The organism is Crocosphaera chwakensis CCY0110 (assembly GCF_000169335.1).
Taxonomy (GTDB): Bacteria; Cyanobacteriota; Cyanobacteriia; order Cyanobacteriales; family Microcystaceae; genus Crocosphaera; species Crocosphaera chwakensis.
This window is the reverse complement of sequence record NZ_AAXW01000013.1, coordinates 84,329-98,525: the sequence shown is the minus strand read 5'-3', so window position 1 is coordinate 98,525 and position 14,197 is coordinate 84,329. Positions and strand designations below refer to the sequence as shown.

At 37.9% G+C, this 14,197-nt stretch carries 18 protein-coding genes; 9 read left to right on the top strand and 9 right to left on the bottom strand.

Annotation, left to right across the window (positions count from 1 at the left end; translation table 11 throughout):
- Positions 1–206 precede the first annotated feature (206 nt).
- A complete protein-coding gene (locus tag CY0110_RS10505; protein ID WP_035799115.1) occupies positions 207–1,382 on the top strand; it encodes a DUF3086 domain-containing protein in 1,176 nt (391 codons plus the stop codon).
- A gap of 41 nt (positions 1,383–1,423) precedes the next feature.
- Positions 1,424–2,071: a glycerol-3-phosphate 1-O-acyltransferase PlsY gene (gene plsY, locus CY0110_RS10500; RefSeq protein ID WP_008275395.1), complete on the top strand. Its 648-nt coding sequence runs from the start codon at positions 1,424–1,426 to the stop codon at positions 2,069–2,071.
- 89 nt (positions 2,072–2,160) lie between these two features.
- Here the strand turns inward: plsY and CY0110_RS10495 are convergent, their stop codons facing one another.
- The 5 genes from CY0110_RS10495 to CY0110_RS10475 all read right to left on the bottom strand — a co-directional run bounded on the left by CY0110_RS10495 (position 2,161) and on the right by CY0110_RS10475 (position 5,611).
- Positions 2,161–3,060, bottom strand: coding sequence for an RluA family pseudouridine synthase (locus tag CY0110_RS10495; RefSeq protein ID WP_008275394.1), 900 nt, complete (start codon positions 3,058–3,060; stop codon positions 2,161–2,163).
- 103 nt (positions 3,061–3,163) lie between these two features.
- Complete coding sequence (locus CY0110_RS10490) at positions 3,164–3,586, bottom strand: ferredoxin (protein WP_008275393.1); 423 nt, start codon at positions 3,584–3,586, stop codon at positions 3,164–3,166.
- The gene (locus CY0110_RS10485; protein ID WP_008275392.1) at positions 3,586–3,972 is read right to left on the bottom strand and encodes a DUF1257 domain-containing protein; all 387 of its coding nucleotides are present in this window, start codon (positions 3,970–3,972) and stop codon (positions 3,586–3,588) included. The genes CY0110_RS10490 and CY0110_RS10485 overlap by 1 nt, the downstream gene beginning before the upstream one ends.
- Before the next feature lie 56 nt (positions 3,973–4,028).
- Entirely contained in the window at positions 4,029–4,244 is a 216-nt protein-coding gene (locus CY0110_RS10480; RefSeq protein ID WP_008275391.1) for a DUF2997 domain-containing protein, read from the bottom strand.
- Between the two features lie 254 nt (positions 4,245–4,498).
- A complete protein-coding gene (locus CY0110_RS10475; RefSeq protein WP_008275390.1) occupies positions 4,499–5,611 on the bottom strand; it encodes an ABC transporter permease in 1,113 nt (370 codons plus the stop codon).
- Positions 5,612–5,789: 178 nt separating this feature from the next.
- On the opposite strand from CY0110_RS10475, the gene CY0110_RS10470 reads away from it, so the two are divergent.
- Positions 5,790–6,683, top strand: a complete 894-nt coding sequence (locus tag CY0110_RS10470) for a carbohydrate ABC transporter permease (protein ID WP_008275389.1) — start codon at positions 5,790–5,792, stop codon at positions 6,681–6,683.
- A 42-nt stretch (positions 6,684–6,725) separates the two neighbouring features.
- On the opposite strand, the gene yidD is transcribed toward CY0110_RS10470, so the two are convergent.
- Positions 6,726–6,950 (bottom strand): membrane protein insertion efficiency factor YidD, encoded by a 225-nt coding sequence (gene yidD / locus CY0110_RS10465; RefSeq protein ID WP_008275388.1) that lies wholly within the window; start codon positions 6,948–6,950, stop codon positions 6,726–6,728.
- 125 nt (positions 6,951–7,075) lie between these two features.
- Between yidD and CY0110_RS10460 the strand changes: the two genes are divergently transcribed.
- On the top strand, positions 7,076–7,951 hold the full coding sequence (locus CY0110_RS10460; protein ID WP_008275387.1) for an alpha/beta fold hydrolase: 876 nt from the start codon (positions 7,076–7,078) through the stop codon (positions 7,949–7,951).
- 21 nt (positions 7,952–7,972) lie between these two features.
- Here CY0110_RS10460 and CY0110_RS10455 read toward each other — a convergent pair whose 3' ends face one another.
- On the bottom strand, positions 7,973–9,310 hold the full coding sequence (locus CY0110_RS10455) for a hemolysin family protein (protein WP_008275386.1): 1,338 nt from the start codon (positions 9,308–9,310) through the stop codon (positions 7,973–7,975).
- A 219-nt stretch (positions 9,311–9,529) separates the two neighbouring features.
- Between CY0110_RS10455 and CY0110_RS10450 the strand changes: the two genes are divergently transcribed.
- From CY0110_RS10450 to CY0110_RS10440, 3 genes are all read left to right on the top strand, one after another.
- Positions 9,530–9,712 (top strand): DUF4278 domain-containing protein, encoded by a 183-nt coding sequence (locus tag CY0110_RS10450; protein WP_008275385.1) that lies wholly within the window; start codon positions 9,530–9,532, stop codon positions 9,710–9,712.
- Positions 9,713–9,771: 59 nt separating this feature from the next.
- Positions 9,772–10,176, top strand: a complete 405-nt coding sequence (locus CY0110_RS10445; protein ID WP_008275384.1) for a hypothetical protein — start codon at positions 9,772–9,774, stop codon at positions 10,174–10,176.
- A 75-nt stretch (positions 10,177–10,251) separates the two neighbouring features.
- On the top strand, positions 10,252–11,004 hold the full coding sequence (locus CY0110_RS10440) for a class I SAM-dependent methyltransferase (protein WP_008275383.1): 753 nt from the start codon (positions 10,252–10,254) through the stop codon (positions 11,002–11,004).
- 20 nt (positions 11,005–11,024) lie between these two features.
- Here CY0110_RS10440 and CY0110_RS10435 read toward each other — a convergent pair whose 3' ends face one another.
- Both CY0110_RS10435 and CY0110_RS10430 read right to left on the bottom strand, forming a co-directional pair.
- Positions 11,025–11,495 (bottom strand): PAM68 family protein, encoded by a 471-nt coding sequence (locus CY0110_RS10435; protein WP_008275382.1) that lies wholly within the window; start codon positions 11,493–11,495, stop codon positions 11,025–11,027.
- A 134-nt stretch (positions 11,496–11,629) separates the two neighbouring features.
- Positions 11,630–11,977, bottom strand: a complete 348-nt coding sequence (locus CY0110_RS10430) for a ribbon-helix-helix domain-containing protein (protein WP_008275381.1) — start codon at positions 11,975–11,977, stop codon at positions 11,630–11,632.
- A gap of 517 nt (positions 11,978–12,494) precedes the next feature.
- On the opposite strand from CY0110_RS10430, the gene CY0110_RS10425 reads away from it, so the two are divergent.
- Positions 12,495–12,872, top strand: coding sequence for an alr0857 family protein (locus CY0110_RS10425; protein ID WP_008275380.1), 378 nt, complete (start codon positions 12,495–12,497; stop codon positions 12,870–12,872).
- A 616-nt stretch (positions 12,873–13,488) separates the two neighbouring features.
- On the top strand, positions 13,489–14,169 hold the full coding sequence (locus CY0110_RS10420; protein ID WP_008275379.1) for an ATP-dependent Clp protease proteolytic subunit: 681 nt from the start codon (positions 13,489–13,491) through the stop codon (positions 14,167–14,169).
- The last annotated feature ends 28 nt before the right edge of the window (positions 14,170–14,197 follow it).

The window sequence follows — 14,197 nt, the reverse complement described above, 5'->3', positions numbered from 1 at the left end:
AGTTCACTTCCTTTGGTTGAAAAAATAGGCGGAAGGTAAAATATAAAGATTGGGTGATTTTAGACAACATAAAATAACTTATGTTTATTCAATAGTAATCATCCTATAAAAGTAAATTACATGAGTCTGTAAAACTTTATCTTCTAAGCCTCTTAATGACTCAATCAGAATCTAAAATCTTGAACCCTGTCCCTTATTCTAAATCCATGACCTCAGACGTTCCCCAATCTTCTAACCCAAATATCACCCCGAATGTACCTCAAGAGAACACTTCTTTTCAGGATGAACAAGGGTTAGAACCTTTAAATCTTCCTGAGACGCAGGGGGAAAAAAATCAAGTCGTTGACTCATCAGATAAGGACGTATCCGCTAGTGATGAACCATCTAAACCAATGGATTTAGACAATACCATAAAAGAACTGAACCAAGAGGTTGAGCAATTAAAGCAACAGAAACAGGATTTAATCGCTGAAATTGAAGCCTTAGAAACCAAAAAAGCTCAAAAACTGTCAGAAAAAACACAGGCAGTAGAAGAAACTTTAGAAAAAATGGTTATCGAAGGACTTAGAGAACTTCAGCAAAAAAAGCAAACCCTAGAACTATCTGTTGAACAATTAGAACGTCGTCGGGATAGGATTCGTGAAGAAATGAAAACAACCTTCGCCGGAATTTCCCAAGACTTAGCCATTAGGGTACAGGGATTTAAAGATTATCTGGTAGGAAGTTTACAGGATCTCGCTGCGGCCGCTGAACAGTTGGATTTACCAACCCAAGAAAGTTGGGAGCAACCTTCAGAACCCGTAACACCTCCTCCAGTTAGTGGGTCAACCGTTCAATTTGCGCCTCAAGAATTTGCGGAACAAACTCGTAAAATTCAACAAATTCTAGAGCAGTACCGCAGAAATCCTGACTATTATGGACCGCCTTGGCAGTTACGCCGAACCTTTGAACCCATCCACGCAGAAAGAGTGCAAAAATGGTTCTTTTCTCAAGGGGGAAGGGGTACGATCAAGTCTATGGGCAGTCGCTTACAAAACATATTAGTAGCTTCGGCGGTGATTTCCGTTCTCAATGAACTACATGGCGATCGCACTCGTTTTCTAATTTTGGCTAATACCCCAGAAAGACTGGGGGAATGGCGACGAGGACTTCAAGACTGCTTAGGCATTTCTCGGGGTGATTTCGGTCCAGAAAGGGGAATCGTATTATTTGAGTCCCCCGATGCTTTGGTTCAAAAAGCAGAAAGATTAGTAGAGGATAAATTTCTTCCTTTAGTCATCATTGACGAAGCAGAAGAGCAAATAAGCCTTTCACTGCTACAATTTCCGTTGTGGTTAGCTTTTGCTCCAGATCCACAGCAAATGAGCAGTTATCTCTATTGAACCACCAAATCTTTGACCACCTACAATTTTAATTATGACTTATGGCTTTTTTGATTAGCGCATTATTAATTATCATCGGCTATCTACTGGGTTCTATTCCCACAGGATACCTAACCGGATTACATCTCAAAGGGATTGATGTTCGCCAACATGGTTCCGGGTCGACTGGTGCGACGAATATTTTACGCACCATCGGTAAACGAGCTGCTATTTTTGTCTTAGCGGTGGATTTAGCAAAGGCAATGTTAGCTGTTATTTTGGTTAAACTCTGGTTTTTCGTAGCATCTACTGAAATAATTCCTTTAGAGTGGAAACCTTGGTTAGTGATTTTCGCAGCGATCGCTGCTGTATTGGGTCACAGTAAATCTATTTTCCTCAACTTTACTGGCGGAAAATCCGTTGCCTCTAGTTTAGGAGTTTTATTAGTCCTTAACCCCATTGTGGCTTTAGGTACTTTAGGTAGCTTTTTAGGAATGTTAAGCTTATCTCGCATTGTCTCTTTGAGTTCTATTACAGGAGTCATTGCAGTTAATGTTCTTATGTTTGGGTTACATCAGCCTTTACCCTATTGTTTATTTGGGGTAATTGTTGGACTGTATGTTACCTTCCGTCATCGGACTAATATTATCCGTCTTTTACAAGGAACTGAACCTAGACTTGGACAAAAATTACAACAAGAAGGAAGTTGATTATTTCTGACCTTGATATTATCTCGAATACCAGGAGGTAGTTATGATCCTTATCTAACTGCCTCCTAATCTTTTTTAAGCATAAATTATTAAAAGTCTTGTTCGCAAATAAAGGTAAAAGATTGATTCGTAATTGGATGAACAAAAGAAAGTTGATAAGCATGGAGAAAATAACCACAATCTCCAGGAACATTAATTGTGTCGTTCTGCTCTTCAAAACCCGTTTTAGGAATTCCCCCAATAGTATATAAAGGATCACCCAGTAAAGGATAGCCAATAGTAGCTAGATGAATTCTAATTTGATGAGGACGACCGGTTAATATAGTAACTTCTACCAATGTCTTATCGGAATATCTTTCTAAAATATGGCACTCACTATAAGCATATTTTCCATCAGCTTTTGCTCCATAAATATAACCTAAAACGGGATCAGAAATTTTGCCAATGGGATGATCAATATTAAAGTGATCAGGTAGATTATTGTTTCCAATTAAAGTTCGATATACTTTTGTGATTTTATGTTCTCGCATTTGTTGGGTTAACTGAGAACGGGCGATCGCACTTTTTCCCATTACCATTAATCCTGATGTTCCTCTACCTAAACGATGAATAGGAAATACTTTATCTTTAGGGTATTGTTTTTTTAACTGCCATAATAAAGTATGTTCTAAAAATCCTCCTCCTGGTAACACAGGAAGACCAGACGGTTTATTTATAACTAATAAATCATCATCCTCATAAATAATATCAAAATTTAAAGGTACGTCTGGTTCTTTCCAAGGGGTACGATGATAACTTAACCATTGTCCTATTTGTAAAATAGTTTCAGGAGTAACGACTTTCTTATTGAGAAGAACTTGACCCGATATAATTCTTTCTAACCATTGCTGAGAACTAGAATGATGATAGTTCTGAGTATAATACTCTAATACTGTTAATCCAGCATTCTTAGGCTTAATTTGTTCTCGATAAATCCAGCCATTATTCATATTTTTCAATAAAAATAAGGTGAGCAATAATTAATTTATATTGATAAAAATTCCTAAAGTTGCTCACCTCACAGATTGTTTTGAATGATTCATCAACAACCCATCAATTTGTTTTCGGAGGTTTTCTCTTTCTTTTCGGATTATGATGAACTTGAGGAAAACCAAGGGCTTTAACTTGTTGATGTTGACGAACTTCTTCAAGTTCTTTTAGCTCGGTATAATCAACCCAGTGGATACAATCTACAGGACAAGTATCCATTGCTTCTTGGATAGTATCCTCTTCGTCTCCGTCTTGATTGTAAACCCGCGATCGCCCATAATCTGACTCAATATAAAAGGTATTGGGTGCGACATGGGCGCAGTGTTTACAGCCAATACAGGTAATTTCGTCGACGTAAACTCCTTTTTGGCGTAGTTCGCCCCCTAATTCTGGCTCATAACCATTTCTGTCAGGGGCATCTCGAAAAACACCCCCTAGTTCTGGTTCTAACCCAGAGCGATCGGGGGTTGGGGAAAAATCAGTCATTACGCACTCCAGCGTTGGACAACAAGGCGGATAGAACCATCTTCGTTCTTTTGTTGTTGGGCAACTTGGAACCCTTGTTTATTAGACTCATCGAGGATGGTATGCAGTGCATATCCTTGAGTTACTTTTTGCAAAAATCCTTCAACGGATAGGGGTTGCTGCCAATATTGCAAATCAGCAATTAGTTCATATTCGTTACCGTTCCAGCTAAAACCAATGTCATAGTCGTTATCTTGTTCTACTACAACTTCTGCGGTGCGGGTTTGGCCTTTATAGCCTCTAACGGTATGAGGTCCTTCTTTCCAGTCGATACCCATGTCATTGAGAGCTGCTTTGAGGGAGGTCAAGTTACGAATTTGGGTCTTAATATTACTAAAATGTGACATATTCTTGTGGATTTTAAACGTTACAAAGGGTGAAAAAAACAAGGGAGTTGAACCTATTACCAATCGCTGAAAGAGGCTTGATTAGTTGCTTTTGTGGATTGAGTAACGGGTTGATTATAGTATTGAGAAGTCTTTTCATTAGAAAGGACTTTTCCTAGTTGCGCTTCGATCGCTGCTGTTACCTCTTGACAAGAGGAACCCATTATACCTGTCACTGTTTCTTTGACACGGCCATCAGGGTAGATAATGAATTCTAGGGTTTCCATGTTCATGGTTGATTCTAGAATAAAAGTTTATAAGGGTGATAAGGACTGTATTGCTCCAAAAAAGGATTAATTTTGCCCATTTTTCTCAAGATATCAATCTTGATTAACCGTAGCATTATTAATCAAATTTTAGCAAAAGTTAACATTTAATCAGTAGTCTACTTTAAGTTATTGTAAGTTTCCCTTAACCTTTGGAAAAAAGTCAAGGGAGACTTTTTCGCCCTAGTACGAAGTTAACAAAAATATACAAAATGAACAAATTATTCAAGACTGCGAGGATCGAGGGCATCCCGTAACCCATCGCCAAGTAAGTTAAAGCAGAGAACTGTCAAGATAATCATCAAAGCCGGCGGCCAAATTAACCAGGGCTGAAGCACTAGGATAGAAGCATTGGTAGAAACAGACAGCAAATTACCCCAACTTGGGTCAGGTTGTTGAATTCCTAAACCGATTAGACTTAAAACAGATTCAGCGACAATAAAACCAGGAATAGCTAAAGTTGCCGAGATAATAATATAGGTTGCTGTTTGGGGAAGTACATGACGGACAATAATACGCCAAGGCGTTGCCCCCATAGCCTTAGCTGCTTGAACAAACTCTTGTTCTTTGAGGGACAGAACTTGACCACGGATAACCCTAGCCAGTCCTGACCAACTAATAAAAGAAGTAATTAAAACAATCAATAAAAACCGTTGTGCGCTAGTTAAACTGGGGGGAAGGACAGCAGCTAGAGCCACTAATAAATAAATCCCAGGAATGGTCATCAAAACTTCTACCAAGCGCATTAAAAAAGCATCTATCCAGCCCCCAAAATAGCCAGAAATGCCTCCCACTATCATGCCCAAGGGGAAAGAAATAATAATACCCACAATACCGATAAATAAGCTGATTCTTCCGCCAAATAGTAAACGACTGAACTGATCCCGTCCTTGTTCATCCGTTCCCAAAAGATTCAAATGAGCCGGACCGACAGTACCAAAAAGATGACGGTTCATAGGAATACCGGAAAACAATTCTACCTCTTCAAAAGAAGGTGGTAAAGGGAGACGAATTTGCAATAATTGATAGGTATATCCCTTGGCAAATAAGCTAATGGGTGAAGGTTCGTCAAAATTGACGTTTAAACTCCGTTTTCCTGTCTCAAGATCCGTAGGACTTTGAGTCGTAGGATATACATGAGGACTGACAAACTGACCTTCTTGATTTGTAAAATAGATATTTGTCGGGGGAAGAAGCGAGCCATCAGCCTGAGATGAGTATGGGTCGTAAGGTGCGACAAAATCAGCAGCAATTACGGTTACATAGAAAATTATCAGCAATATTGCCCCAAAACGGGCTAAAGGATTCTCTTTAAGTTTTTGCCACCAGTTCATAATTAAAGCTTAATAATTTACCGACAATTATAAACTGAGACTCACCAAAGTATTTGGACAAAAATAAATGTTACTGGTTAAGTTAAGCGGGGGAGCAGGGAGACCGGAGCAGGGAGAGGAGTTAAAGCTTATTTATGTTATTATTTTCTACAATTTATAATGAAGAAGATCAAACTTAATGAAAATCTCTTTAAATAAGAATACAACTCAACCCTTTAATTTTGTTCCCTATTTATTTTTATTACCTGCTTTATTATTACTACTCATTACTGTTTTTATTCCTGCCATTCAAGCATTTTCCTTAAGCTTTACCCAATATAATTATGACATCACTCAATCGCCGGAATGGGTAGGGTTAGAAAATTTCAAAAGATTACTTCAAGATTCAGTATTTTGGTTAACCTTAACTAATACAATTTTATACTTAATTGGAGTTGTTCCTTTATTAGTTATTTTGCCTTTATTGCTAGCTATTTTAGTAAACAATAAACTAAAAGGGATTAGTTGGTTTCGCTTAGCATTTTATGTTCCTGTTGTTATTTCTATGGTTGTTGCTGGAATTGCTTGGAAAGCTTTATATAGTTCTAATGGTTTATTTAACCAAATCTTACAACAATTAGGATTCAGTGAGGGAATTCCTTGGTTAACTAGTCCCCAACTAGCACTATGGAGTGTTATGTTAGTGACCATTTGGAAAGGATTGGGTTATTATATGGTCATTTATTTAGCAGGATTACAGGCTATTCCTGGAGAATTATATGAAGCAGCAGCCATTGATGGCTCGGATGGTTGGCGTAAACATTGGGACATTACAATTCCTTTGATGCGTCCTTATTTATTATTAGTTGCTGTCATTTCTTCTATTGCTGCAACTAAAGTGTTTGAAGAAGTCTATATTATGACTCAAGGAGGTCCTTTAAATCGCTCGAAAACCATTGTATATTATGTTTATGAAAGAGCGTTTGAAGATTTAGATATTAATTATGCTTGTACTATTGGCTTGATTTTATTTTTGATCATTTTAATCCTTTCATTTATTAATCTAAAAATTTCTAAAAATCCAACACTTTAGAGTTAATCTTTTTTCTATTAAGAGAAACTTTCTATTAAATAATCATTTTTTTGTCACAGGAGGAACTGGATCATAACCGCCAGGATGAAACGGATGGCAACGTAAAATTCTTTTTAAACCTAACCAACTACCCTGTACAGCACCAAATTTTTCAATCGCTTCTAAGGTATATTGAGAACAAGTTGGACGAAAACGACAACTAGGAGGAAATAAAGGAGAAATAAAAGTACGATAACCTTTAATAAATAGAATCAGAATTTTTTTCATTAATCCTCGTAAAAAGAAAATTGAGTCGAAGAGAGCCTTTTAATTTATAATAAAATAAGGTAATCATTATCGAATAGGTTTAACCGAAACCATTATCACGGCTTTTTGATAGGGTAAGATAATTCATGCCAACCATCGATATATCGGGAGTACCTCATGCTTACGAGTTAACCTCTCCCTCTACTAACCCGTCAACCCCTGTATTAATTTTTATTCATGGCTGGCTCCTAAGCCGTCAATATTGGCTACCCTTAATCAATAAATTATCCCCCGATTATCCTTGTTTGACCTACGATCTCAAAGGATTCGGAGACTCTCAACCCTTAAATAATTTTTCATTAGAAAAATATAATAGCTCATCTCCCTACACTTTAGAAGCCTATGCTCAAGATTTAATTATTTTACTAGAAAAATTAAACATTCAACGAGGCTGGTTAATTGGCCATTCTCTGGGAGGCAGTATTGCCTTATGGACTGCTGATCTGTGTCCTGAAAAAATACAAGGGGTTGTTTGCTTAAATGCTGGAGGAGGTATTTATTTAAAAGAAGAATTTGAGCGATTTCGTCTCGCTGGACAACAATTAGTTAAATATCGTCCTCCGTGGTTGTGTCGGGTTCCTTTAATCGATATTCTCTTTTCTAGAATGATGGTTGCCAAACCGATTGATCGACAATGGGGTAAGCAACGAGTTATTGATTTAATAAGGGCAAATTCAGAAGCAGCCTTAAGCTCATTATTAGATTCTACAACAGAAAGTGAAGTTCATTTATTACCTCAAATTGTCTCCCGTCTTGCTCAACCAGTTTATTTCTTTTCAGGGGACAAAGATACAGTAATGGAACCCCAATATGTTCGTTATTTGGCCAGTTTTCATGAACTCTTCAAATATCAAGGTCAAAATGTCATTGATGTTCTTAATTGTGGTCATTTGTCTATGGTAGAACATCCCGACTTATTAGGAGAAAAAATGCTGAATATTTTGATGACCCATGAAGTTTAGTAGTGACCAATTAATTAATAATTAATAAATATCATTAGTGGTTTGATTTAATAAAGGTTGACTAATAGGCATCACTAACACTTTGTCCACCCGATTTCCATCCATATCCATCACTTCAAATTTTAAACCTTTCCAATTAAAGCTATCGGCTGCTTTCGGAATTTTACCTAAATAAGTAATCACAAAACCTCCTAAAGTATGGAAGTTACCGTGTTTTTCTCCAGGAATCATATTGAGTCGAAAGACCTTTTTAAACTCATCGACTCCTACCGTTCCATCCATTAGCCAAGAGCCATCCTCTCGACGCACAATAGAAGGAATAATCGTTTGATCAATGCGAGGAATATCACCGACAATCGCTTTTAAAATATCATTAATGGTCACTAATCCTTGAATAATTCCATATTCATCCACCACTAAAGCAATATGATTTCCCGTTTGTTGAAATAATTGTAAGACTTTTAATCCTAGGGTGCTATCAGGAACGAATAAAGGTTGTCCCAAGGATGCCGTTAAATCAAACTGTTGACAAGATAAACAACCAGACAATAAATTAGTGACCTGAACAATACCTAAAACCTCTTCTAAACTGCCTTGACACACAGGAAAACGAGTATGGGTACTATGGACAATTTTATGACGATTAATCTCAGCAGAATCTTCTAAATTTAACCAAACAATTTCAGGCCGAGTTGTCATTAAACTGCTAACTCTGCGATCGCCCAATTGCAAAACCCTTTCTACCATATCCTGTTCGACTTCTTCAAACATTCCTGCTTCTTTTCCCTGTTTCAACATGACTTTAATTTCTTCTTGAGTCACGGGAGGTTCAGTGATAGTCGTAGTAATGCCCAAGAAAGATAAAATAAAGTCTGTAGAAGCCCCTAATAAATTAACGATGGGGGAAACGAAACGAGCAACACATAGTAAAGGAATGGCCATTAAGGTAGCAATTCCTTCAGGATCACTTAAAGCCAAACGTTTAGGAACTAACTCCCCAATGACTAAGGATAAATAAGTTAAACAGAGAACCACAAGGGTGATGGCAATGGCTTCACTGTGAACCATTAAGCCAGGAACACGCTGTAAAATAACCGTCAGATGTGCTGAGAGGTTCGCCCCTCCATACACCCCTGCCAAAATGCCGATCAGGGTAATACCAATTTGTACCGTCGATAAAATCTGGTTAGGGTCATTGGCTAATTCTAGAGCAATTTTTGCTCTGCGATCGCCTTGAAGACTCATTTGTTCTAAACGAATTTTTCGAGAAGAGACTAGGGCTATCTCCGCCAGGGCGAAAATAGCGTTACACAAGACTAACAGAAAGATAACGAGCAGTTCACTTGCGATCGAAACCATAGAAACTTGATCTCAGCTTGAGTTCAAGATAGCTGATCACTTCTAGTATCAACCATTAATCCCCTGAAAAACAGGGTGATCTCTAGTTAAATTTTTATGAAGTCCTGACATTTTTAGGATAAAAATGTAACAATAGATACAGAAAGTATTTCAAAAGTTCTCAATCTTCCCATTAAATTAGGGAGAGATCAGGGAACAGTAATCGGAGGAAAATAAATTATGAAACTGTCATTTCGTGGAATCAGCTATAATCATGACCCTATGACCATAGAAACCAGTAATACAGAGGTTGAAGGAACTTATCGCGGTGTTCATTGGAAAAATCACCCTTATGCGAAGCCTCGTCATGGTCATGGCATCAAACAGATGACCTATCGTGGTGTCCATTATGTACAAAATTAGCTTTTTTACTTTAAGTCTTTTGATGTCGGTTTAACTTAACTTTTTTAGGAACAGTAGATATGAAATTTTCAGAACGTCGTTTTATAGGGGATGAGCAGCCTAATGCTTTAGATATGGGTTATGGAACCGTAATCCAAAGACATCATAGACAAAAATGGAAATACGAATATCCTCGACATATTAGACCTCGTGTTTGCCCTTTATCAACACAAGACACCCTAACTCATTATCCTGTTGAGTCTCAAGCAATAATTAATCAACCATCAGAGGATCAAGTTTGTTCACTTTCTATAAAATCCCCTGAAACATTGAGGGTGAATGAAGTGTCAAAAACTCATTTACAAAATGTTTGTCGAAACTTAGAACGACGGCTGAAAAAAGCACAACTTAAAGGAGATCAATGGTTAATTAGTCTATTAGAGAAAGAATTTCAGGATATGGGTGAATTGTGTATGTATTCCTAGGTTTTTATAGGTATCTCATCGCAACTATAATGAAATTTATATTTAGCTAAATTTCTTTCTAAAATAAGTAGTTCGATGAATAAACAAACATGGAACCCTCAAGAATATCAAGAAAATGCCTCTTTTGTAGCAGAGTTAGGCTCATCGGTGCTAAGCTTACTGAATCCTCAACCAGATGAATCTATACTAGACCTTGGATGTGGAAATGGAACGCTGACCGAGAAAATAGCATCGGTAGCGAGAGAAGTTATTGGCATCGATTCTAGTCCAAGTATGGTACAAGCGACTCAGGAAAAGGGACTTAATGCCGTCGTTATGAGTGCAGACTCGATAACATACAAAAATACCTTTGATGCGGTATTTTCCAATGCTGTGCTTCATTGGATTACAGATTATGATTCTGTCATCAAAGGGGTTTTTGCCTCCCTTAAACCAAAAGGCAGATTTGTTGGGGAATTTGGTGGCTATGGGAATATTGCCACACTCATCAAAGGGATGGAAACTGTGGTTAGCCAAAATAAAAGTATGGGCCAATTCACAAATCCTTGGTTTTTCCCAAAAGCTGACGAATACAAGAATCACTTGGAAAATAATGGGTTTGATGTCATTGATATTTCCTTAATTCCCCGTCCAACCCCACTAAAAACTGGGGTGAAAGAATGGCTCAAGATTTTTGCTAACCATATTGTTTCAGGGATGCCAACAGACATGGAAACGGTTTTTTTGACTCAAACCGAACAATTAGTTAAACCGATTCTCTACACAGAAAAAGACGGGTGGGTAGCTGATTATGTCAGACTCCGATTCCATGCTGTCAAAACACCATAAAAATTCACTTTCTTTTTTAACTAATCATTTCTCGCTTCTTGTCTAGCACTACGCCATGCTTGAATGGTACGACCCAAATTTTGGGTAAATTCTTGCCATCCCCACCAACCACCAGCACGGTGTTCATCCCAAGAAGAGGAAAAAATGCCATAACTTAGTCCTAATACCCCTAACCCAAACAGTCCTAAACTGACGGCACCAACGGCAGCAGTGGGAATATCTAACCAGTCATGACTGACTATCCAATAAAAGACAAAAAATGAAGACATTCCTAGTCCCGTGGGAATACCTGAAAAAATAGCCATGCGTTTAATCATTCTTTTACTAACGCTGTCAGGAATTGCGCTAAGACTGGCATCATTAGAGCGTTTTTTCTGTTTTTCGGGGTTTTTAACCGAGCTTGTGTTAGTTGCTGGAGCTTTTTTTTCTTTCTTCTTTTTTTTCTGACGGGGTTCAAAGGGGATAGAGTTCCGTGAGGAGTTGCCTGCCATAAGTCTTGAATTAAAATAAAAAATAAAAATGTGATCAATAACACACTTTCGTTGATTTTAACTTACTGTAAGGATTAATTGCTATTTTATGGGTGATCAGTGATGGGTAACGAGTCACTGATCACTGGTCACTGTTAACTGTTTACAACTTTATCTATACTCTCTAGACTCAGTGGGACAAAATCGCCATAAATGGTTAATCCTAATAACATCGGTTGTCCTGCTTGGATTAGTTTTCCGGTTAATACACAACTTTCATCTTTTCTAGCGACTGATTCAATGGTGGCACGAATATCTACCGTCGAAAATTGTGGTCGATAGTCCCCTGATTTTTGCTGCACATAGTTCCAAAGAATGTCCCTGATTAGTGCTTGATAGCCTTGATTGCCAGAAAGCTCTTTTAGCTTATCTTTGAGGGTTTTTTCTAAACGGATGCTGGTAACTTCCATTTCGGTGGTTGAAGTACGGGGAAGGGTTTTCATAATTTTTTTCCTCATGAAAAAGTAGACATTTCAGTAATATCAGTGTAGTATGAAAAAGTCTCTTTTAACACGATTGAAAACGTTCATGTTACTTTTTTCTTGTCCCAACTTATTCCTATTCATCCTCGGTGTTTGCCAACGCTGGAAAACTGGGGTAATGGAAGAAAAGGGCCTAGAAATAGAAAGTAAATTCTCGACGAAACAAGCAACAGTCTTTAATTTTGTAGTAGGAAACCCATCTCACCCAAATTATCCCCTCTCAGGCGATAATCGATTCCAAGAGAGTAGAACATCCCTAACCCTCAAAAGCGGGTGGCGAAGGCAAATCTTCCCTATCCCTAGATAAATACCTAACTCCTCAAGGTTTGTCTAACCCCCGCTTTCCTACCTAGTAGAAAGTGGGGGTTTTGATTAGAAAAACCAAAGTTAATGGGGACGATATTGATCTATTATTGTTGTTCTCTTACTTATCGACTCACATCAATGATTTCTGCCATTTTCAAAGCGACAAAAGACGATGTTAAAACTAACTTATACCCATAATGGATTTTATATTGATCATCTTGAAGTATCCTTAGAAGCTTGGGTGACAACCCGTGTCCTTTTAGCCTTACGATCCGGCACCAGTCTTTGTGTTGAACCGAGTAGTGCTTCTTTTTTAATTTCTTTAGACTTACCTTATGTGAATCAACTATTAGAAGATGTGAACGAATTTACAGGGGAAATTGTAGAACTTAATCGTTGTGATGAAGAAGCAATGGAAGTTGTGTTAGAAGGCACTTGGTTAGGATCAGATGTGGCCAGCGAAGAAGGATTATTTGTCTGTCGTTTAAGCGATCGCTTAGAATCCCTTCTCTATCAAATCTGGCAAGAGTCGCCGGTAAAAATTAATTAATACAGTGTAAGTAGGTCACAAAGATAGTAGCAGCAGTGGGTAAACCAGCCAATTATGTCTTCATTAGTGACTAAATCAATGGCTTCACTGATAGCTTGATTGAGCTAACACAGAACTGAATAAAAAAGCTGGGAACAAAGGAGAAATCCTTGCAGTCAATTTAACTCGGCACCTGTTCAAGCGTTGAGGGGAGGAACTCTTACCATAAGAACCTCCCCCAATTTTTTTCTAGAACATAGGGTGAGACACATCACATTCACCAAGTGATGGTTATTATTGCATCATTGAATCAAATCGATGAAAATTAAGACATGAGTAAAAGCAATCGCAATTAGCTCGGATACGTCAAACTTTTTTAATATCTGATACTAACCATATTATCCTTTCAGAATAACAGATGATCCTTCGCCCAAGAAACCTAGAAACTCCCTGATACTGAATCTTTATTACTCGCAAATTTCTAAAAACAAAGATTTTCCGTCTCTAAATATCTGCTCTTGATCACAAAAATAGGTCATTGAGCAGCTTTTTTTTTGGAGAATGCCTACGATAATTCGTTAAAATCAAAGTCAGAGCAATTATTGCTCACCATCCATCTAGACAAAACAACCGACCAATGGAGATTAAAGCTGTTCAAGCTGGTTATTACGGGGATTCTAATTTTCGCACTCCCCCACCAGATTTAGAATCCTTACTACTCAAAGAGCGTATCATCTATTTAGGGTTACCTCTATTTTCTTCTGATGAAATTAAGCAACAAGTGGGTATTGATGTTACTCAACTGATTATTGCTCAATTACTCTATTTACAGTTTGATAACCCTGATAAACCCATCTTTTTCTACATCAACTCCACCGGAACCTCTTGGTACACAGGTGATGCGATTGGTTTTGAAACCGAAGCCTTTGCCATCTGCGATACCATGAATTATGTTAAACCTCCTATCCATACCATTTGTATCGGCCAAGCGATGGGAACGGCGGCCATGATTCTCTCAGCAGGGACAAAAGGCTGTCGTGCCAGTCTCCCCCATGCTACCATCGTTCTCAATCAAAACCGTTCCGGAGCAAGAGGTCAAGCAACGGATATTCAAATTCGTGCTAAAGAGGTTTTGCATAATAAGCAAACGATGTTACAAATCTTGTCCCAAAATACCGGGCAAACCCCTGAAAAAATCGCTAAAGATATTGATCGCACTTTCTATTTAACCCCCGAAAAAGCTAAAGAATACGGGTTAATTGATCGTGTTTTAGAAAGTACCAAAGAATTACCTAAACCCTTAAATCCTGTTGGTTAATTTACTGTTTACCTTTACTTTGAGTTAA

Bases quoted from the DNA above. Each gene is read 5' to 3' on its own strand.
- CY0110_RS10420 (WP_008275379.1), top strand. From the start codon at position 13,489: ATGGAGATTAAAGCTGTTCAAGCTGGTTATTACGGGGATTCTAATTTT.
- CY0110_RS10440 (WP_008275383.1), top strand. From the start codon at position 10,252: ATGAATAAACAAACATGGAACCCTCAAGAATATCAAGAAAATGCCTCT.
- CY0110_RS10485 (WP_008275392.1), bottom strand. From the start codon at position 3,972: ATGTCACATTTTAGTAATATTAAGACCCAAATTCGTAACTTGACCTCC.
- CY0110_RS10435 (WP_008275382.1), bottom strand. From the start codon at position 11,495: ATGGCAGGCAACTCCTCACGGAACTCTATCCCCTTTGAACCCCGTCAG.
- CY0110_RS10470 (WP_008275389.1), top strand. From the start codon at position 5,790: ATGAAAATCTCTTTAAATAAGAATACAACTCAACCCTTTAATTTTGTT.
- CY0110_RS10505 (WP_035799115.1), top strand. From the start codon at position 207: ATGACCTCAGACGTTCCCCAATCTTCTAACCCAAATATCACCCCGAAT.
- CY0110_RS10475 (WP_008275390.1), bottom strand. From the start codon at position 5,611: ATGAACTGGTGGCAAAAACTTAAAGAGAATCCTTTAGCCCGTTTTGGG.
- CY0110_RS10455 (WP_008275386.1), bottom strand. From the start codon at position 9,310: ATGGTTTCGATCGCAAGTGAACTGCTCGTTATCTTTCTGTTAGTCTTG.
- CY0110_RS10460 (WP_008275387.1), top strand. From the start codon at position 7,076: ATGCCAACCATCGATATATCGGGAGTACCTCATGCTTACGAGTTAACC.
- yidD (WP_008275388.1), bottom strand. From the start codon at position 6,950: ATGAAAAAAATTCTGATTCTATTTATTAAAGGTTATCGTACTTTTATT.
- CY0110_RS10450 (WP_008275385.1), top strand. From the start codon at position 9,530: ATGAAACTGTCATTTCGTGGAATCAGCTATAATCATGACCCTATGACC.
- CY0110_RS10490 (WP_008275393.1), bottom strand. From the start codon at position 3,586: ATGACTGATTTTTCCCCAACCCCCGATCGCTCTGGGTTAGAACCAGAA.
- plsY (WP_008275395.1), top strand. From the start codon at position 1,424: ATGGCTTTTTTGATTAGCGCATTATTAATTATCATCGGCTATCTACTG.
- CY0110_RS10480 (WP_008275391.1), bottom strand. From the start codon at position 4,244: ATGAACATGGAAACCCTAGAATTCATTATCTACCCTGATGGCCGTGTC.
- CY0110_RS10495 (WP_008275394.1), bottom strand. From the start codon at position 3,060: ATGAATAATGGCTGGATTTATCGAGAACAAATTAAGCCTAAGAATGCT.
- CY0110_RS10425 (WP_008275380.1), top strand. From the start codon at position 12,495: ATGTTAAAACTAACTTATACCCATAATGGATTTTATATTGATCATCTT.
- CY0110_RS10430 (WP_008275381.1), bottom strand. From the start codon at position 11,977: ATGAAAACCCTTCCCCGTACTTCAACCACCGAAATGGAAGTTACCAGC.
- CY0110_RS10445 (WP_008275384.1), top strand. From the start codon at position 9,772: ATGAAATTTTCAGAACGTCGTTTTATAGGGGATGAGCAGCCTAATGCT.